This is a genomic window from Micrococcus sp. PSi08 (assembly GCF_054960655.1).
Map to the genome: position 1 here is coordinate 1 of NZ_JBHNYP010000012.1, position 18,105 is coordinate 18,105.

At 71.1% G+C, this 18,105-nt stretch carries 20 protein-coding genes and 1 pseudogene; 15 read left to right on the forward strand and 6 right to left on the reverse strand.

All coding sequences use genetic code 11. From position 1 onward, the window contains the following. Both ACFI33_RS05520 and ACFI33_RS05525 read right to left on the reverse strand, forming a co-directional pair. Window positions 1-129 (reverse strand): transposase (locus tag ACFI33_RS05520; RefSeq protein ID WP_036316572.1); only part of this gene is annotated, 129 nt, incomplete at its 3' end. 47 nt (window positions 130-176) lie between these two features. Continuing rightward, window positions 177-308 (reverse strand): annotated as a pseudogene (locus tag ACFI33_RS05525) (ArsR family transcriptional regulator); the annotation flags it as partial. 78 nt (window positions 309-386) lie between these two features. On the opposite strand from ACFI33_RS05525, the gene ACFI33_RS05530 reads away from it, so the two are divergent. From ACFI33_RS05530 to ACFI33_RS05540, 3 genes are all read left to right on the forward strand, one after another. After that, entirely contained in the window at window positions 387-761 is a 375-nt protein-coding gene (locus tag ACFI33_RS05530; RefSeq protein ID WP_044659923.1) for an ArsR/SmtB family transcription factor, read from the forward strand. Next, on the forward strand, window positions 761-1,672 hold the full coding sequence (locus ACFI33_RS05535; protein WP_134416934.1) for a cation diffusion facilitator family transporter: 912 nt from the start codon (window positions 761-763) through the stop codon (window positions 1,670-1,672). Before ACFI33_RS05530 ends, ACFI33_RS05535 begins: the two co-directional genes overlap by 1 nt. Window positions 1,673-1,736: 64 nt before the next feature. Then, window positions 1,737-1,877, forward strand: a complete 141-nt coding sequence (locus ACFI33_RS05540) for a hypothetical protein (protein WP_165381393.1) — start codon at window positions 1,737-1,739, stop codon at window positions 1,875-1,877. Between the two features lie 271 nt (window positions 1,878-2,148). Here the strand turns inward: ACFI33_RS05540 and merA are convergent, their stop codons facing one another. After that, on the reverse strand, window positions 2,149-3,612 hold the full coding sequence (gene merA, locus ACFI33_RS05545) for a mercury(II) reductase (protein ID WP_049146770.1): 1,464 nt from the start codon (window positions 3,610-3,612) through the stop codon (window positions 2,149-2,151). Between the two features lie 56 nt (window positions 3,613-3,668). Here merA and ACFI33_RS05550 point away from each other — a divergent pair, with 56 nt between their 5' ends. Then, the gene (locus ACFI33_RS05550) at window positions 3,669-4,058 is read left to right on the forward strand and encodes a heavy metal-responsive transcriptional regulator (RefSeq protein ID WP_036382791.1); all 390 of its coding nucleotides are present in this window, start codon (window positions 3,669-3,671) and stop codon (window positions 4,056-4,058) included. A gap of 453 nt (window positions 4,059-4,511) precedes the next feature. On the opposite strand, the gene ACFI33_RS05555 is transcribed toward ACFI33_RS05550, so the two are convergent. The 3 genes from ACFI33_RS05555 to ACFI33_RS05565 all read right to left on the reverse strand — a co-directional run bounded on the left by ACFI33_RS05555 (window position 4,512) and on the right by ACFI33_RS05565 (window position 8,818). Next, window positions 4,512-5,528, reverse strand: a complete 1,017-nt coding sequence (locus ACFI33_RS05555) for a CNNM domain-containing protein (RefSeq protein ID WP_036337237.1) — start codon at window positions 5,526-5,528, stop codon at window positions 4,512-4,514. After that, window positions 5,528-6,949 carry a hemolysin family protein gene (locus ACFI33_RS05560; RefSeq protein WP_462623814.1) on the reverse strand — a complete coding sequence of 474 codons (1,422 nt, stop codon included), beginning with the start codon at window positions 6,947-6,949 and terminating at the stop codon, window positions 5,528-5,530. Before ACFI33_RS05560 ends, ACFI33_RS05555 begins: the two co-directional genes overlap by 1 nt. A gap of 861 nt (window positions 6,950-7,810) precedes the next feature. Further along, window positions 7,811-8,818: an IS481 family transposase gene (locus ACFI33_RS05565; protein ID WP_203552523.1), complete on the reverse strand. Its 1,008-nt coding sequence runs from the start codon at window positions 8,816-8,818 to the stop codon at window positions 7,811-7,813. 126 nt (window positions 8,819-8,944) lie between these two features. Between ACFI33_RS05565 and ACFI33_RS05570 the strand changes: the two genes are divergently transcribed. From ACFI33_RS05570 to lgt, 11 genes are all read left to right on the forward strand, one after another. After that, window positions 8,945-9,208, forward strand: a complete 264-nt coding sequence (locus ACFI33_RS05570; protein WP_010078767.1) for a phosphoribosyl-ATP diphosphatase — start codon at window positions 8,945-8,947, stop codon at window positions 9,206-9,208. Window positions 9,209-9,261: 53 nt separating this feature from the next. Next, on the forward strand, window positions 9,262-10,110 hold the full coding sequence (gene hisG / locus ACFI33_RS05575; RefSeq protein ID WP_020627974.1) for an ATP phosphoribosyltransferase: 849 nt from the start codon (window positions 9,262-9,264) through the stop codon (window positions 10,108-10,110). A gap of 46 nt (window positions 10,111-10,156) precedes the next feature. Beyond that, window positions 10,157-10,927 carry an imidazole glycerol phosphate synthase subunit HisF gene (gene hisF / locus ACFI33_RS05580; RefSeq protein WP_010078765.1) on the forward strand — a complete coding sequence of 257 codons (771 nt, stop codon included), beginning with the start codon at window positions 10,157-10,159 and terminating at the stop codon, window positions 10,925-10,927. Between the two features lie 44 nt (window positions 10,928-10,971). Next, window positions 10,972-11,352 carry a phosphoribosyl-AMP cyclohydrolase gene (gene hisI / locus ACFI33_RS05585; RefSeq protein WP_095346679.1) on the forward strand — a complete coding sequence of 127 codons (381 nt, stop codon included), beginning with the start codon at window positions 10,972-10,974 and terminating at the stop codon, window positions 11,350-11,352. Then, window positions 11,349-12,899: an anthranilate synthase component I gene (locus tag ACFI33_RS05590; protein WP_036338651.1), complete on the forward strand. Its 1,551-nt coding sequence runs from the start codon at window positions 11,349-11,351 to the stop codon at window positions 12,897-12,899. The genes hisI and ACFI33_RS05590 overlap by 4 nt, the downstream gene beginning before the upstream one ends. Continuing rightward, a complete protein-coding gene (locus ACFI33_RS05595; RefSeq protein ID WP_036338648.1) occupies window positions 12,899-13,504 on the forward strand; it encodes a Trp biosynthesis-associated membrane protein in 606 nt (201 codons plus the stop codon). The genes ACFI33_RS05590 and ACFI33_RS05595 overlap by 1 nt, the downstream gene beginning before the upstream one ends. Window positions 13,505-13,629: 125 nt before the next feature. Then, window positions 13,630-13,953, forward strand: coding sequence for an HGxxPAAW family protein (locus ACFI33_RS05600; protein WP_036338645.1), 324 nt, complete (start codon window positions 13,630-13,632; stop codon window positions 13,951-13,953). A 5-nt stretch (window positions 13,954-13,958) separates the two neighbouring features. Further along, window positions 13,959-14,765, forward strand: a complete 807-nt coding sequence (gene trpC / locus ACFI33_RS05605) for an indole-3-glycerol phosphate synthase TrpC (RefSeq protein WP_036338642.1) — start codon at window positions 13,959-13,961, stop codon at window positions 14,763-14,765. A gap of 29 nt (window positions 14,766-14,794) precedes the next feature. Beyond that, window positions 14,795-16,120 (forward strand): tryptophan synthase subunit beta, encoded by a 1,326-nt coding sequence (gene trpB, locus ACFI33_RS05610; protein WP_036338639.1) that lies wholly within the window; start codon window positions 14,795-14,797, stop codon window positions 16,118-16,120. Further along, entirely contained in the window at window positions 16,117-16,923 is an 807-nt protein-coding gene (trpA, locus tag ACFI33_RS05615; protein ID WP_036338636.1) for a tryptophan synthase subunit alpha, read from the forward strand. The genes trpB and trpA overlap by 4 nt, the downstream gene beginning before the upstream one ends. A gap of 2 nt (window positions 16,924-16,925) precedes the next feature. Further along, window positions 16,926-17,909, forward strand: a complete 984-nt coding sequence (lgt, locus tag ACFI33_RS05620) for a prolipoprotein diacylglyceryl transferase (protein WP_010078757.1) — start codon at window positions 16,926-16,928, stop codon at window positions 17,907-17,909. Window positions 17,910-18,105 lie beyond the last annotated feature (196 nt).

Sequence of the window (18,105 nt, forward strand, 5' to 3'; positions counted from 1 at the left end):
TCGGTAGATGATGGCCTCCACCATGGTGCGGGCGTCGGCGAACGGCCTGCCGGCGCGGCCGGTCCGGGTCGGGAGCATCGGGGCGATCAACTCCCATTGGGCGTCGGAGAGCATCTGGAACCGGGACATGCCCCCAGGGTCTCAGCTGACTCGTGCATCTATTCTCAGACACGCCCTAGGTCGCGGGCGAGTACCGCCGGGTAGCTCGGGCCCTCGAGGAGTGTCATGAGGATGCGGGAGCGGGTCGGGTCGGCCATCGCCCGGCCCAGCCGGTTCATCACGTCCAGCCGCGAAGCAATAGTCAGCATGCGCTGACCATACAGAACCTGCTGACCTCTCGTGTGTGGCTCCCGCTGCTGATATCTGCATAGGTGTATGGTCGTGGCATGAGTGTGACGCCGTTGGATTCGTGTCAGGTCACCGCCGTCCATCCGGAGAAGGTGGCGCTGACCCGGGAGAGGATCCCCGACGAGCGCGAGGCCGGCAGGTTGGCCGGGCTGTTCAAGCTCCTGGGGGACCCGCGCCGTGCCCGGGCGCTGTATGCGTTGCTGGAGGCCGGCGAGCTGTGCGTGTGTGACCTGGCGGCGTCGGTCGATGTCGCGGAGGCGTCGGTGTCCCAGGTGCTGCGGGTGCTGCGTACCGCTGGGGTGGTCGAGAACCGCCGGGAGGGGCGGATGGTGTACTACCGCCTCGCTGACGGGCATGTGCGGATGCTGCTGGACGTCTCCCGTGAGCACGCCCGCCACGAGGGGCAGGGCTGATGGGGGCGGGACACAGCCATGCCCCGGCGACCGGGCGTGCCGGTGGCCGCTACCGTCGGCGGCTGGCGGGGGCGTTCGCCCTGACGGCGGGCTTCTTCCTGATCGAGCTGGTCGCGGGGCTGGTGTCGGGGTCGTTGGCGCTGCTGTCGGATGCCGGGCACATGGCTGCCGATGTGGTGGTGCTGGGTGCGGCGCTGCTGGCGACGCGCATCGCGAGCCGGCCGGACTCCACGGGGCGACGCACCTATGGCTCCTACCGGGCCGAGGTGTTCGCCTCGGCGTTGGCGGTGCTGGCGATGCTCGCGGTCGGGGTGTACGTGGTGGTCGAGGCCATCAGCCGGCTGGGCGACGCGCCGGAGGTGGCCTCCGGCGCCATGCTCGCGGTCGGCTTCGCCGGCCTGGTGATCAACATCATCTCCATGCTGCTGCTGCGCAGCGGGGCCAAGGACAGCCTGAACGTCAAGGGCGCCTACTACGAGGTGATCGCCGACGCCGCCGGGTCGGTGGGTGTCATGGTCGCCGGCGTGCTGATCATTCTCACCGGCCAGCCGATCTGGGACGTCGTGGTCGCGGCGCTCATCGCGGTCTTCGTCATCATCCGGGCGGTGGTTCTGGGCAGGCAGGTGATCGCGGTGCTGGGCCAGCACGCCCCGGAAGGGGTGGACCCGGAGGACGTCGCCGGTGACCTGGACGCGGTCGAGGGGGTGGAGGAGGTCCACGACCTGCACCTGTGGACCCTGACGTCGGGGATGAACGTGGCCACGGCCCACCTGGTCGCTGACCAGGGCGCGGACCACGGCGCCGTGCTTGCCGGCGCGCGCCGGGTGCTGCGCGACCGTTACGGTATCGCCCATGCCACCTTGCAGGTGGAGGGCGCCGGCAGCGACGGCTGTCACGACCTGAGCTGGTAGCACTCGGCACGGAAGCCCGCTCGCGAGAGCCGCACATGCTTGAGCAACGTCTTAGGAGCGCGCGATGGCCGCGAAGCACGGCAAGGGCCCCGGGCCGGACGAGGGCCAGCGGCCGGCCCGGCGCGGGGTGGTGCTCACCCTGCTGGGGATCGGTCTGGTCGCCGCGGCTTACGTGGTGACGATCGTGGTCATGGTGGTGCGGTGACGCGGCCCAAACGGACCGCGGCCTCATGGCGGCGCCGCAAGGCGGTCATCGCGTCGTCCAGTGCTGTCCTCGTCGGGTCGAGCACGTAGAGGTCGTGAAGACGTCCAGATATAGGCCTGGGACGGGAGTTCTTGCATCGACTGAACTCCCCGGTGGTTGCAGGTCCGATACGCAGGGGTGCCAGTAAGTAGGGCTGATCGGCGCCCATTTTCTTGTCTCGCGCCCCGGGGCGAGGCGGTCCCCTATCGGTGTCCCTGTGTGCGGGGCAGGTTCACGCCGCGCAGCAGGAGAGCTTGGCGATGTCGGTGGTGAAGGCCTGCGCGGTGAGCTTGAGGCCTTCGGCCATGGTCAGGTAGGGGCTCCAGAGGTTGGCGACCTGGCTGGTGGTCATGCCGGCCTCGAGCATGTAGACCCCGGCGGCGGCGAGGTCGCCGGCGTCCTGGGCCAGGGCGGTAATGCCGATGATGCGGCCGGTGTCGGCGTCGGTGACCATCTTGATGAACCCGCGGGTGTCGCGGTTGACGATCGCGCGTGGGACGTGCGCGAGTGACAGGACACGGCTGTCGTAGCGGATCCCGGCAGCGGAGGCCTGCCGTTCGGTCATCCCGACGGCGGCCAGGGCGGGGCTGGTGAACACGACCCGGGGCAGGTGGCGGTAGTCGACCTCGAGGCCGGCGCCGGTGAGGGCGTTGTCGGCGACGAGGGCGCCGTGGGCCGCGGCGACGTACACGAACTGACGGTGGGCGGTGACGTCACCGGCAGCCCAGACGCGCGGGTTGGTGCTGCGCAGATGGCTGTCGACAACCACCTCGCCGTGGTCGCCGGTGCGCACGTCGACGGTGTCGAGACCGAGCGTGGCGGTGACCGGGCGGCGCCCGGTGGCGACGAGTACCTCGGCCGCCCGGAGTTCCTGTGAGCCGTCAGTGGTGGTGGCAGTGACCGTGACCTCGCCGGTGGCCGGGTCGCGGCGGACCGCGCTGGGCACCGCGCCGCGGATGATCTGGATGCCTTCGTCCGTGAAGATCTCATCCAGGGCGGTGGACGCCTCGGGTTCTTCCTGGGACGCCAGCCGTGAGCGGACCAGCATGGTGACCCGGACGCCGAGCCGAGCGAAGAGCTGGGCCTGCTCCATCGCGACGTAGCCGCCGCCGATGACCAGCAGCGACTCCGGGACGTGGTCCAGTTCCATCGCGGTGGTCGAGGTCAGGTAACCGGCCTCCTGCAGGCCGGGGACCGGCGGCGCCCAGGGCCTGGAGCCGGTGGCGATGAGGTAGTGCGCGGCCCGGACCGTCTCCACCGTGCCGTCAGGGCCGGTGACGCGCAGTGCCGGCTCGCTGGGTGTGCCGACGAACGTGGCGTCCCCGGGGTGGAGATCCCATCCGTACTCGGTGGCCAGGTCCAGGTACTTCTCGCCACGCAGTGACCCGACGAGCCGATCCTTGCCGGCGATCAAGGCGGGCATGTCGACCGGCCGGACTTCGGGGAGCGGCAGGCCGGGGAACCGGGAGGCGTCGAGTGTGACGTGGCGGGCCTCGGCGGTCGCGAGCAAGGCCTTGGAGGGCACGCACCCGGTGTTCACGCAGGTACCGCCGACGGTGCCACGCTCGATCATCACCACCCGTCTGCCGAGGTTGGTGGCGCGGATCGCGGCCGCGAACGCCGCCCCACCGAACCCGATCATTGCCAGGTCATACGACCTGCTGTTAGCCGTTGCCGTCATGAACTCCTCCTTCATCGCCCTCAGGATCGACCTTCCAGTGCACTGGAAGGTCAAGGGGGAGAATGAGTGGCATGCGGATCGGTGAGGTGGCTCGGGCGTCGGGCACGACGAGCAAGACCCTGCGGTACTACGAGGAGGTCGGGCTGCTACCCGCCGCGGACCGCACCCCGGCGGGCTACCGGGACTACGGCGCCGAGGTGCTCGACCGGCTGGACTTCATCCGCCGGGGGCAAGCGGCCGGGCTGACCCTGGCCCAGATCGGTCAGGTGCTGGACATCCGCGACCGGGGGCAGGCCCCCTGCCGGCACGTCACCGACCTGCTCGACACCCGCCTTGATGTGATCGACCGGCAACTCGCCGAGCTCGCGCAGCTACGCACCACGATCGCCGACCTGCGCGAGGACGCCGCCGCCGGCGACCCGGCCACGTGCTCCCCCGAGGATGTCTGCCGCTACCTGTGACACCGAAGTTCACGGGCCCGTGGCAGCGCATGGCGGCCCACTCTGTTGCGTTGGGGTGTTAGACCTTTCGCAACGGTTCTGTTGCGCGGGGTGCACCCTATCGCGACGCCTATTCCTCCGGCCTGCCGTCGGCCGCTGTCCCGGTGAAGGATCGGCTTGCGGAACGTGAGCCTCACTCGCAGCGCCCTCTTGCCCGCGTGCTTGGAGGCCGCCACTGAGCTCCGACAGAACCCCGCCATATAGCGGCGCAAGCCACACATGACACCGGGCGGCACACCGAGCAGCCGCCACAAACGACCGATTTAGCCGTTACACGCCCGTGAGTCGGAGCATGACTGAGCCCATTGAGGCCGGAATGGGGGGCGAGGCCACTGTGCCGATTCTGATTCTTTGTCCACACCACCGCGGGGGCCGTTTCAGCGGCCCCCGCGGTGGTGTTGCCGAGGTGTGGACTCAAGCCGCGCGGGGCAACACTCCGCGCAAGACGTCGGTGAGGGTGACGACCCCAGTGAACCGGTTGTCCTGGGTTACTGCGGCCAGCTGGCGGCTGTTGCGGCGCATGGAGGCAAGTGCTTCGTGCAACGGTGTGGTGGAGGGCAGCGTCAGAGCCTGCTGGATAAGCGGCTGGATTGGCGCAGAAGGCTCCATCGTGAGGGTGTCCCGCACGTGGACGACGCCCGGAACGCTCTCAGGGGTATGGTCCGGCTGGACCAGGATACGCAAGTGCCCTGAGCACGCAGCGGCATTCTGGACCGCCTCGACGTCGGCGTCGGGGGCGACCTTGACCGGGTGCTGACCCTGGGGGAGGAGGTCCCCGAGAGTGAGGGTCTGAAGGTCCAGGGCACCGGCCAAGGCTTCATGGTTCTGCCGGTCCAGGGTGCCGGCGGCGGCGGAGTGCTCAACCAGCTGACGAATGGCCGCTGCGTCGTAGCCGCCCACGGCGGCTTGGTCCACGGGGGTGACGCCGCTGAGGGTCACCAGGCGGTTGGCCAGCCGGTTGGCCAGCAGCAGCAGGGGGCGAACGGTCCAGACGAAGGCGCGTGCGGGCACGGCCACGGCTTTGGCTGCGGTCTCGGGGTGGGCAATGGCCCAGGACTTGGGGGCCATCTCCCCGATGACCAGGTGAAGGAAGGTCACGGCCAGCAAGGACAGGACGAAGGAGGCGGTTCCGGCTGCCGCTGCGGGGATGCCCCAGTCCTCCAGGACGGGGCCGAGCCATGCGTCGACGGCCGGCTTGGTGATCGCCCCCAGGGCGAAGGTGCACAAGGTGATGCCCAACTGGGCTGCGGCGAGCATGAGGGTCAGCTCGTCGACTCCCTTGAGAGCGGCCCGCGCGGCGCGGCTGCGTCCTGCCTCGGCCTCTAGCCGGTGCCGGCGGGCGCCCAGCAGGGAGAACTCCATGATGACGAAGATCGCGCTGAGCACGATCAGCGCTGTGGTCACGAGCATGACGATCAGTGGACCGTGCATCATCGCTCCTCGTCCGTGGTGGCGTCGGGCTGGGCCTCGTGGGCGGCATGGCTGCCGGCGGTGTCAGAGCGGGCCACCTCGATGAGGTGGATCCGCAGTCGAGCCGGGACCCTGCGTTGGATGGAGAGGACCTCGACCTGCAGGTGGCGGTCGTAGACCTCCTCAGCCCCGAAGTCTCGTGGGTCCTCGGGCAGGTCGATCGTGATGACCTCGCCTTCCCGGGGCAGACGGCCCAGAGCGTCGATGGTCAGACCGGCGGCGGACTCGGCCTCGGTCACGGGCAGGGGGTGCCCGACGAGGCGCTCGAGCTCGTCCAGGTGGGCCTCTGCGCTCAGGACCCAGGAGTGCAGGCCTGTGGCGGTGATCTCCTCCTGGGGGTGCAGGTCGTGCTCGTCCGTGAGCTCGCCCACGAGCTCCTCCGCGAGGTCTTCCACTGTGAGCACGCCGACGAAGCCGCCGAACTCGTCCACGATGCACGCCATCTGCTGCCCTGAGCCGTCGAGCTCCCGGGCTGCGTCGGGCAGGGACATCATCGTGGGCAGCACCAGTGCAGGGCGCATCAGGGCGGACACGGGGGTGTCCGGGGCCATCCGGGTCTCACCGAGCAGGTCGGTGAGGTGGACTACCCCGAGCGGTTCGTGTTCGTTCGAGATCACCGGGTAGCGGGTGTGGCCGGTGGCCATCAGGTCGCGCACCTGAGCCAGGGAGGTCTGGGGCTGAACCTCGTCCACACGCGAGCGGGGCACCATCGCGTGCTGCACGTCCTGGTCTGGGAAGTCCAGCACCCGGTCGATCAGGACGGAGACCTCCGCGGGCAAGGATCCGGAAGCTCTGGAGTCCAGGGCAATGCGGTCCAGGTCCTCGGCGGAGGCGGTGCTGTCGACGTCGTGCACTGGCTCGATGCGCAGGAGCTTGAGCAGCACCTCGGCCGCCTTGTCGAAGACCCAGATGAGCCAGCCGAACAGGCCGAGGTAGATCTGTGTGGGCCGGGCCAGAGCGCGGGCCAGGGGCTCGGGGTTGGCGATGGCCAAATTCTTGGGGTACAGCTCGCCGATGATCATCTGCACCAGGGTGGCCACCACCAGTACGCCCAGCGTGGAGATGGCGATGACCACTTCAGAAGGCAGTGCGGTGCCGCCGAGCAACTCGGTCAGGGCCGCACCCACCATCGGCTCTGCCACGTAGCCCACCATGAGGCCTGTGACCGTGATCCCCAGCTGCGCGCCGGAGAGCATGAAGGAGGTGCGGCGAGTGACCTGCAGTGCGCGGGCGGCGGCGCGGTCGCCGGCCTTGGCGGCGGTCTGCAGGCGGACGCGGTCTACAGACATGTACGCGAATTCCTGGGCCACGAAGAAGCCGTTGGCGGCGATGATCGCCAGGATGATGAGGGATCCGAGGATCAGTGTCAGGACTGGATCCATGCCTGAGTCACCTCCCCACGAGGTGCAGGCGACCCCGCCAGCTGCGGGGTGGGGTGGGGGTGACGCTCGGACTGTCACCAGGGCAGGCGGCTGGGCCGTCGCTCATGTATTCAGGGGCTCCATAAGGGGTCGAATGAATAATGGCGGTACGCTACCACCGGTAATCGGTCTCAGGGCAAGATGGGGGTGTGGCCTCGCAGCCGGCATCCCGCCTCTGCCCGCCACGATGTCCCATCGGGTGTACCCGTGCGAGGCAATCGAAGGCGATTGCTGAGATGGGTATCTCAACGGCCGAGATGGCGCACAGGTTCGATGTCAGCCAGAAGATACCTTACCTGGCTTTTAATTAATCCTCGGGCGCATAGACTTAAAGTTGCATGAGAAATGTCCGCCAAATCTACTCGGCGTTTATCAAATGTTATTGACTCACATCGCCTGAATAGTTTGCCCGCTTGGTCAGGCCCATCGACCACTGGGGTATGCCGACGACCCGCGGTGGTGTGGATCTCCATCCGAGCGTTTCCATCCGTTGTTGATTCGGACGCTTTTCGAGGAAGCCGCGCGATCGGTCGTCAACCACTTGACCAGACCTTGGTTCATCCCATCATCCTCACTTGGGAAAATCGCAGAAATTGAAGAGAGGGTAATTTATTCTGCGTAAAAAGCGACATGGATTGTTGATGCAGCGGGGGGCTTTTCAGAACTCCGACAGTGATGTGGGCGTCTCGGCCTGCAAGACGGTTCCCCTGGAATCTGACTCTCGTGGAAGAAGGATGCATCCAGGTGCAGCGCGTGGCGAAGACCCCGCCGTCCCGTCCGTCACAATGACCGACTGCGGTCCGGGCTGGACTGGTCGGGTCGCTAGGTGTAGGAGGTCATGACGTTGTTGACTCGGGCCGGGGCCAACGAGGCCGGCGGGGCGTTCCCGCAGGAGGTATGAGGCCGATGGTAGTTGTAGTGGTTCACCCACACGGCCAGCGCCTCACGCCGAGCTGTCTCTGAGGTATACGGGCGGGCGTAGAGGACCTCATCGACCATCAGCCGGTTGTACCGTTCGACCTTCCCGTTATGGCGCGGGGTGTAGGGGCGGATCCGGTGGTGCCGGCCCCCGAGCGAGACCACCTTGGCGGTGAAGTCCGCAGCCCGATAGTTGTTCCCGTTGTCCGTGATCACCCGGTCCACGGTGATGCCGTGGGCGGCGAAGAACGCCCGCGCCCGGCAGTAGAAGCTCACGGTCGTGGCCGCCCGCTCGTCCTCCAACGCCTCGGTGTAGGCCAGGCGGGTGTACCCGTCGATCGCCGAGTGCAGGTAGGTGTAGCCGACCCGTCGGCCAGGCCCGCGTTTGGCTGCTCGCGCGTTCTCGGAGTCCCGTCCGTGAGCACGCCAGCCTCCCCCCTCGGGGATGCGTCCGATTTTCTTCACGTCCAGGTGCACCATGTGCCCCGGGCCGCGGGCGGTGATCTTCTGTGGTCGTTGGCGCAGGTCCTCACCCGTGGGCGCGAGGTCTCGCAACCGGGAGATGCCCAGCCGGTGCATCCACCTCCCCACGGTGCGCAAGCACAGCTGGTGGCCTTCGGAGACGAGGTGGTGATGGATGCGCCGGGCGGACCACTTCTCGGCCCGGCGCAGGGCCTCCAGCTCGGCCACGATCGCGGGGTCGAGCCGGGCAGGTGAGCGATGGGGCCGGCTCGACCGGTCTTGCAGTCCTGCCTCGCCTTCGGCGCGGTAGCGGGCGACCCAGGTGGCCACCGTGGGCCGACTGACGCGGAACTCGGCGGCCACGTGTGCCTGCGGGATCCCGTCGTGCAGGTGGCGGTGGACCATCCTGAGACGGCCGGTGGGGGTCAGGGGTGCGTTAGCGTGAGTCATGAGTGGGTCTTTTCGGGCAGGTGGGTGGTGTAGGAACTTCCATCCTGCGGCAGGGGCCCGCTCGTCTCATCTCAGCCCGTACCCCGTGGCAAGAACCTCATGACCCACAACAGCTAGGGTGGTCCCGTGAAGACCTTCGACGAGCTGTACGCGGAACTGACGCGCAAGGTGCAGGAGCGCCCCGAGGGCTCCGGCACCGTGGCCCAGATCGACGCCGGCGTCCATGCGATCGGCAAGAAGGTCGTCGAGGAGGCGGCCGAGGTCTGGATGGCCGCCGAGTACGAGTCGGATGAGGCCGCCGCCGAGGAGATCTCGCAGCTGCTGTACCACGTGCAGACCATGATGATCGCCCGCGGCATCAGCCTCGAGGACGTCTACCGCCACCTCTGAGGCCGCCGGCCCCGTTCCCCGCCCGCCCCACCGCACCCCGAGGAGACCGACGCGTGCTGCGCATCGCCGTGCCCAACAAGGGCGCCCTGTCCGAGTCCGCCCGTGAGATCCTGACCGAGGCCGGCTACCGGCAACGCCGGGACTCCCGCGAGCTCGTCCTCGTGGACCCCGAGAACAACGTCGAGTTCTTCTACCTGCGTCCCCGGGACATCGCCGTGTACGTCGGCCAGGGCACCCTCGACGTCGGCCTGACCGGCCGCGACCTGTTCTGCGACGCGCAGGTGGGGGACACCGCCGAGGAGATCATGGCGCTCGGCTTCGGCCGCTCCGTGTTCCGTCTCGCCGCCCCCGTCGGCTCCTTCACCTCCGCCGAGCAGCTCGCCGGCAAGCGCATCGCCACGAGCTACGACGGCCTGCTCTCCGACTACCTGGCCCGCACCGGCCTGGACGCCACGGTGGTGCACCTCGACGGCGCCGTGGAGTCCTCCGTCAAGCTCGGCGTGGCGGACGCGATCGCCGACGTCGTGGAGACCGGCAGCACCCTGCGCGCCGCCAGCATGGAGGTCTTCGGCGAGCCCATCCTCGACTCGGAGGCCGTGCTGATCGGCCGCGCGGGGGAGCGCCCCGAGGGCCTCGACGTGTTGCTGCGCCGCCTCAAGGGCGTGCTCGTGGCCCGCCGGTGGGTCATGATCGACTACGACATCCGTCGTGACCTGCTGGAGGCGGCCACCGCGGTCACCCCGGGGCTGGAGTCACCGACGGTCTCCCCGCTGCGGGACGAGACGATGGTCGCCGTGCGCTCCATGGTCCGCAAGCCGGACGCCAACCGCGTCATGGACGAGCTGTACGCCCTGGGCGCCCGCGGCATCCTGATCTCCGCGATCCACGCGATCCGCCTCTGACGGCCCGCGCCGTCCCGCCCGAGCCCCCCGAGACGAAGGAGCCGACGTGAGCCTCGCCGTGCGTGTCATCCCCTGCCTGGACGTGGACGCCGGGCGTGTGGTCAAGGGCGTGAACTTCGAGAACCTGCGCGACGCGGGCGACCCGGTCGAGCTCGCCCGCCGCTACAACGCCGCCGGCGCCGACGAGATCACGTTCCTCGACGTCACCGCCTCCACCTCGGACCGCGCCACGACCTACGACGTCGTGACCCGCACGGCCGAGGAGGTCTTCATCCCGCTGACCGTGGGCGGCGGCGTACGCACCGTCGAGGACGTGGACCGGCTGCTGCGCACGGGGGCGGACAAGGTCTCCGTCAACACCGCCGCCGTGGCCCGGCCCGAGCTGATCACGGAGATCACCCGCCGCTTCGGGTCCCAGGTCCTCGTGCTCTCCCTCGACGCCCGGCGCACGGAGGACCCGGGCTGCGCCTCCGGCTATGAGGTCACCACCCACGGCGGACGCCGCGGCACCGGCATCGACGCCGTCGCCTGGTGCCGTGAGGCCTCCGAGCGCGGCGTGGGGGAGATCCTGCTCAACTCGATCGACGCGGACGGCACCCGCGAGGGCTTCGACCTGGAGATGATCCGGGACGTGCGCGCCGTGACGCGCGTGCCGCTGATCGCCTCCGGCGGCGCCGGCGAGCCCGAGCACTTCCCGCCCGCCGTCGCGGCCGGTGCGGACGCGGTGCTCGCCGCCTCCCTGTTCCACTTCGGCCCGGACGACATGCTCGCCCGCGTCAAGGACGCCCTGCGGCAGGCGGGGCACACCGTCCGCTGACCCCGGCGGCCACGCCCCGCTCCGGCTCCCTAGACTGGACCTCCATGAGCATCTCCCCGCCCGACGACCTCGTGGCCACCGTGACCTTCGACGACCGGGGCCTGGTGCCCGCCATCGCCCAGCAGGAGGGCACCGGCGAGGTGCTCATGATGGCGTGGATGAACGCGGAGTCCCTGCGCGCGACGCTCGAGACCGGCTGGGCCACCTACTGGTCCCGCTCGCGCGGCGAGCTGTGGCGCAAGGGGGAGACCTCGGGCCACCTGCAGCGGGTGCGCGCGGTCCACGCGGACTGCGACGGCGACACCCTGCTGCTCACCGTGGACCAGACCGGCCCCGCCTGCCACACGGGCACCCGCACCTGCTTCACCGGCCGCGAGCTCGTCATGCCGCCGGCCGCCGTCGACCCCGAGGAGGCCGCCCGATGACCGCCGCCACCACTCCCTCCCGTGCGGAGTTCCTGCGTCTGGCGGACACCGCCCGCGTGATCCCCGTGGTCCGCACGGTGCTGGCGGACGGCCTCACGCCGCTGGCGATCCATCGGCGCCTGGCTGGCTCCCGCCCCGGCACCTTCCTGATGGAGTCCGCCACCCCGGGGGCGGCCTGGTCCCGGTACAGCTTCATCGGGGCCGGCTCCGCCGTCACCCTGACCTCGCGGGACGGCGAGGCGCATTGGCAGGGCACCCCGCCCGAGGGGCTGCCCACGCAGGGCCGAGCCCTGGACGTGCTCGCGGCGTGCCTGCGCCTGCTGCGCACGGACGTGCGCGCCGAGGTCGGAGGCGTTCTGCCGCACCTCGTCTCCGGCATGGCCGGCTTCCTGGGGTGGAACACGGTCCGCGCGTGGGAGCGCCTGCCGCACCCGCCCGAGGACCACCTCGGCCTGCCCGACCTCGCGATGAACCTCGTCACCGACCTGGCCGTGCACGATGCCCTCGACGGCACCGTGACGCTGATCGCCAACGCGGTGAACGGCAACGGCCTGGCCACCGGTGCGGACCGCGCCTACGACGACGCGCTCGCCCGCCTGGACGCGATGGCCGAGCGCCTGGCCGCCCCGGCCGCGGACCCGGTCAGCGACGTCCCGCGCCGCTGGCTCGAGGCGGACGCGGACGAGGTCGCCGCCCAGGCCGAGGACCGGTGGGGTGCCGAAGGCTTCCGCGAGGCTGTCGCGAAGGCCCAGCGGGCGATCCGCGACGGCGACGTGTTCCAGGCCGTCGTCTCCCGCCGTCTCTCGGTCACCACGGACGCCACCGGTCTGGACGTGTACCGCGTCCTGCGCACGGTGAACCCGAGCCCCTACATGTACCTCTTCTCCTTCGAGACCCCGGACGGGGAGCCGTACGAGATCGTGGGCTCCTCGCCCGAGGCGCTCGTGACCGTGCGGGACCGCCGCGTGGTCACCCATCCGATCGCCGGCTCACGGCGGCGCGGGGCCACCGAGAAGGACGACCGCCTCCTCGGCAAGGACCTGCTGGAGGACGAGAAGGAGCGGGCCGAACACCTCATGCTCGTGGACCTCTCCCGCAACGACCTCTCGCGCGTGTGCCGCCCCGGCACCGTCGAGGTCACCCAGTTCATGGAGCTCGAGGCGTTCAGCCACATCCTCCACCTGGTCTCGCATGTGGAGGGCCGCATGCGCGACGACGTCGACGCGCTCGACGTCCTCCGCGCCGCCTTCCCCGCTGGCACGCTGTCCGGTGCCCCGAAGCCCCGCGCCCTGCAGCTGCTGGACGAGTGGGAGCCGACCGAGCGCGGGCCCTACGGCGGCGTCGTCGGCTACTTCGACCTGGCGGGCAACATGGACATGGCGATCAACATCCGCTCGGCCACGCTGCACCGCGGCCAGGCACATGTGCAGGCCGGCGCCGGCATCGTCGCCGACTCCGATCCCGACGCCGAGACTGCCGAGACCGTCACCAAGGCGACGGCGCCGCTGCGGTCCGTGCTGACCGCGGGCGAGCTGGGGCAGGCGTGATGCGCCGCCGCACCGTGGTCCTCGCCGCGCTGGCCGCCGGCGCGCTCGTGCTGCTCACGGCGGGCCGCACCTGGGTGACCGCCACGGGCCTGTCCGGCGGGATCGCCTCCGAGGCGACGACGTCGGGCGGCGCCGCCGCGCCCGTCGCCACCGCCATGGCCCTGGTCGTGATGGCCGGTGCCCTCGCCCTGACCACCGCCCGGCGCCTCGGCGCCGTGATCGTCGGCGTGCTCATGGCGCTGGCCGGGGTCGTGATCGCCTCGACCTCGGTCACCGCCGCCCTGGATCCGGCGACGACGGCGGCCGCCGCGGTCGCCGACGCGACCGGGACCACCGCGCTCGCGCAGGACTACGCAGTGACGGCGTGGCCGTGGGTCGCGGCGGCCGGCGGCGTGCTCGCGGCGCTGTGCGGCGTCGTGGCGGCACTGGCGGGCCGTGGCTGGCGTTCGTCCCGGCGCTACGAGAAGGCGCCTGCGGCCTCCGAGCCCGGCCCGGCCGCCGCCGGGGAGCAGCCCGCGCAGTCCGCCCGCGAGGCGGCCCAGCGCCGGCGCGTGGACCAGATGGACGCGTGGGACGAGCTGTCCCGCGGCAACGACCCCACGTGAGCGCCCGTCTCTCGGACCGCCCCGCACCGCCCGGGTCGTCCCGGGTCACGCGGGCCCGGTCCCGTGCCCGCATGGCACAATGAGGGACAGTCGTCATGTACACCACGCACCAGTGAGGGACAGCCATGAGCCACACCGCGAACACCGCGCACACCGAGCCCACCACCCGTCGCGCCGCCCGCCGCGGCGCCGTCGAGGACGTCGTCGTCACCGAGGACGGCCTGGTGCTCAACGACCCGACCCACCTCGAGCTGCCCGGCCACGGCAACTCGCCCGGCGCGTGGGCCATGGTGGCGCTCGTGCTCGTCGGCTTCGTCGCCGGCTGCGTCGGCCTGCTCGCCGACTGGAGCGTCGTCGTCTGGATCGGCGTGGCCCTGATGGCCGTGGGCGTCGTCGTGGGCATCGTCGCCGGCAAGGCCGGCGCGGGTCGCGGCCAGCACGGTCACTGATCCGCGTGTCCGTCCTCCAGGAGATCATCGACGGCGTCCGTGAGGACCTCGAGCCTCGCCGCCGTGCCCTGCCCGAGGCGCGCCTGTCCGAGCTGGTGGCCGCCGCCCCCGCGCCGCGTGACGCCCACGCGGCCCTGCACGGCGGACGCACCGACCCCGCGGGGATCCGGGTGATCTCCGAGGTGAAGCGGGCGAGCCCCTCCAAGGGGGCGCTCGCCGAGATCCCCGAGCCGGCCACCCTGGCCCGCGCGTACGAGCGCGGCGGCGCCAGTGCCGTCTCCGTGCTCACCGAGGCCCGCCGCTTCGGCGGCAGCCTGGCCGACCTGGACGCCGTGCGTGCCGCCGTCGATCTGCCGGTCCTGCGCAAGGACTTCACCGTCACCGAGTACCAGATCCACGAGGCCCGCGCCCACGGGGCCGACCTGGTCCTGCTGATCGTGGCCGCCCTCGACGACGCCGAGCTGGCCGGCTTCCTGCAGCTCACCGAGTCCCTGGGCATGCACGCCCTCGTGGAGGCCCACACGCCCGAGGAGATCGAGCGCGGCGTCGCCGCCGGCGCCCGCATCCTCGGCGTCAATGTGCGCAACCTCAAGACCCTCGACGTCGACCCGGCCCGCTACGCCGCGCTGGCCGACGGGCTGCCCGAGGACGTCGTCCGGGTCGCCGAGTCGGGCGTCGAGTCCGAGGAGCAGATCAAGGCCTACGCCGCCGCGGGCGCCGACGTCGTGCTCGTGGGCGAGGCCCTCGTGCGCCACGGCGCCCCCGAGGAGGCGCTGCGCGCGTTCCGCGCCGCGTCCCTCACCGTCCGCTGACCGAACCAGACCCGAGGAGCGTGGTCGCCATGAGCGCCGACCGTCCGAGCACCGAGCCCGCGATCGAGTTCGAGGGGCCGTATCAGGGTCAGGCCGGGCCCTACTTCGGCGACTACGGGGGGCAGTGGATGCCCGAGTCCCTCATGGCCGCGCTGCAGGAGCTCACCCGCACCTACGAGGAGGCGCGGCAGGACCCCGCCTTCGAGGCCGAGCTGCGGACCCTGTTCCGGGACTACGTGAACCGGCCCTCCCTGTTGAGCGAGGTGCCGCGGTTCGCCTCGGACACCCCCGGCGTGCGCATCTTCCTCAAGCGCGAGGACCTCAACCACACCGGCTCGCACAAGATCAACAACGTGATCGGCCAGGCGCTGCTCGCCCGTCGCATGGGCAAGACGCGTCTGATCGCGGAGACCGGCGCCGGCCAGCACGGCGTGGCCACGGCGACGGCGGCCGCGCTGTTCGGCATGGAGTGCACCGTGTACATGGGGGAGGAGGACACCCGCCGCCAGGCCCTGAACGTGGCGCGCATGCAGATGCTCGGCGCCGAGGTGGTGCCCGTGGCGATCGGCGCCCGCACCCTGAAGGACGCGATCAACGAGGCCCTGCGGGACTGGGTCGCCTCCGTGGACACCACGCATTACCTGATGGGCACGGTCACGGGCCCGCACCCGTTCCCCGCCATGGTGCGCTACTTCCACTCCGTGATCGGCGAGGAGGCCCGCGAGCAGATCCTGGCGCAGGCCGGCCGCCTGCCGGACGCCGTCGCGGCGTGCGTGGGCGGCGGGTCCAACGCGATGGGCCTGTTCCACGGCTTCCTCGACGACCCTGAGGTGGAGCTCTACGGCTTCGAGGCCGGGGGCGAGGGCCTCGAGACCGGTCGCCACGCCGCGTCCATCACGCTCGGACGCACCGGCGTGCTGCACGGCGCCCGCACGTACCTGATGCAGGACGAGGACGGGCAGACGATCGACTCCCACTCGATCTCCGCCGGCCTGGACTACCCGGCCGTCGGCCCGGAGCACGCCTTCCTGCACGACACGGGCCGCGCCGTCTACGAGCCGGTCTCGGACACCGAGTGCATGGACGCCTTCCTCCGGCTCACGCGCACCGAGGGCATCACGCCCGCCATCGAGTCGGCCCACGCCCTGGCCGGTGCGCTGCGCCTGGCCCGCCGCTGGGCGGACGAGGGCCTCGTGGGGCCGGACGCCCCGGAGGGGGAGGAGCGGATCATCATCGTGAACCTCTCCGGCCGCGGGGACAAGGACGTCGCCACCGCGGCGGCCTGGTTCGGCCTCGGCACGGCCACGGAGGAGAAGGACCCGCTCGAGGAGATGACCCCCGGAGAGGAGCAGTGACCGGCATGACCGTGCACTCCAAGACCGCCGCGGCCCTGGATGCCGCGAAGGCGGCCGGCCGCACCGGCCTCGTCGCCTTCCTGCCGGCCGGCTACCCGTCCGTGGACGAGTGCGTCGAGGCCGTCGTCGCCGCCGCGGAGAACGGCGCCGATGTCATCGAGCTGGGCCTGCCCTACACGGACCCCGTGATGGACGGCCCCGTGATCCAGGCCGCGACCCAGGCCGCCCTGCAGGCGGGTTTCCACGTGGCCGACGTGTTCGACATCATCCGACGGGTGACCCAGCGCACTGACGCCGCGGTGCTGGTGATGACGTACTGGAACCTCGTGGACCGCATGGGCGTCGACGAGTTCGCGCGCCGCCTCGCCGAGGCCGGGGGCGCCGGTCTCGTCACCCCTGACCTCGTGCCCGAGGAGGCCGGCGCCTGGATGGAGGCCTCGGACCGTCACGGCCTGGACCGCGTGTTCCTCACCGCGCCCTCGTCCACGGACGAGCGGGTGCGCCTCACCGTCGACTCCTCCCGCGGCTTCGTGTACGCCGTGTCGGTCATGGGCGTCACCGGCGCCCGCGACGCGGTGTCCACCGTGGCCGAGACCGTGGTCCGCCGGGCTCAGGATGCCGGGGCGGAGCACGTGTGCGTTGGCCTCGGCGTCTCCCGGGCCGCGCACGTCCGCGAGATCGGCGCCTACGCCGACGGCGCGATCGTCGGCACGGCCCTGGTGCGCGCGCTGACGGACGGCGGGCCGCAGGCCGTGGGCACGCTGACCCGCGAGCTCGCCGCCGGCACGGTCCGAGAGGGCTGAGGGTGACCGCCGCCCTGGCCCCGCTCGCCGCCTTCCCCGCCCCCGGGTGGGACGGGTTCCAGCTGGGCCCGGTGAAGATCCACGCGTACGCGCTGTGCATCATCCTGGGCATCGTCCTGGCGCTGTGGCTCGCCGAGCGTCGGTGGCGCGCCCGCGGCGGCCCCGAGGACCGTGTGCTCGACATCGCCCTGTGGGCCATCCCGTTCGGCTTCGTGGGCGGTCGGCTCTACCACGTGTTCTCCTCACCGGACCGGTACTTCGGGCCCGGCTTCGACGGCACGGGCGACCCGATCCAGATCCTGTACGTGTGGAACGGTGGACTGGGCATCTGGGGCGCGATCGCCCTCGGCGCCGTGGGCGCGTGGATCGCGTGCCGCCGCTACGGGCTGCGGCTGACGGCCTTCGGCGACGTCGTCGCGCCGGGCATCCTGCTGGCCCAGGCCATCGGCCGGTGGGGCAACTGGTTCAACCAGGAGCTCTTCGGCGGCCCGACGACCCTGCCCTGGGGGCTCGAGGTCGACCCGGCCAGCCCGAACTTCCCGGCCGGCTACGCCCCGGACACGCTGTTCCACCCCACGTTCCTCTACGAGTGCCTGTGGAACCTGGCCGGGGTCGCGCTGCTGCTCCTCGTGGACCGCGCGCTGCACCTGCGCCACGGCCTCATGCTGTGGTCCTACGTCGCCTGGTACACCGCGGGCCGCACGTGGATCGAGATGCTGCGCATCGACGACGCCGAGATGGTCACGCTCTTCGGCGTCACCCAGCGGCTCAACGTGTGGACGTCCCTGCTGGTGTTCGTCATCGCCCTCGCGTTCATCGTCGGGATCCTGCTGCGCCATCGCGGCGCGGCCGCCGGCCCCCACGCCCACCAGAGCGTGTGGCGCGCCGGGCACGCCCCCGAGGGCGACGACGGCGCCGCCGTCGCCGCGGGCCGCTCCGGGTCCCACGCCGTGGGCGCGGCGGAGGACGACGCCGTCCGGCGCTGACCCGCTCCCCGGCGCGCCCGCGAGGGGCGCCCGGGGCCCCGGTGTCCCACATGGTGGACATTCGGCGTGTCACAGAACGTCCGGTTCCGCACAGTGGGACGTCGCGCCCGGTAGCGTCTCTTCCACCTCGGGGCCGTCGGCCCCGAGCGTCGGGGCCAGCGCCGTCCCCGTCCGAACCCTGCTCTCCGGAAAGGAC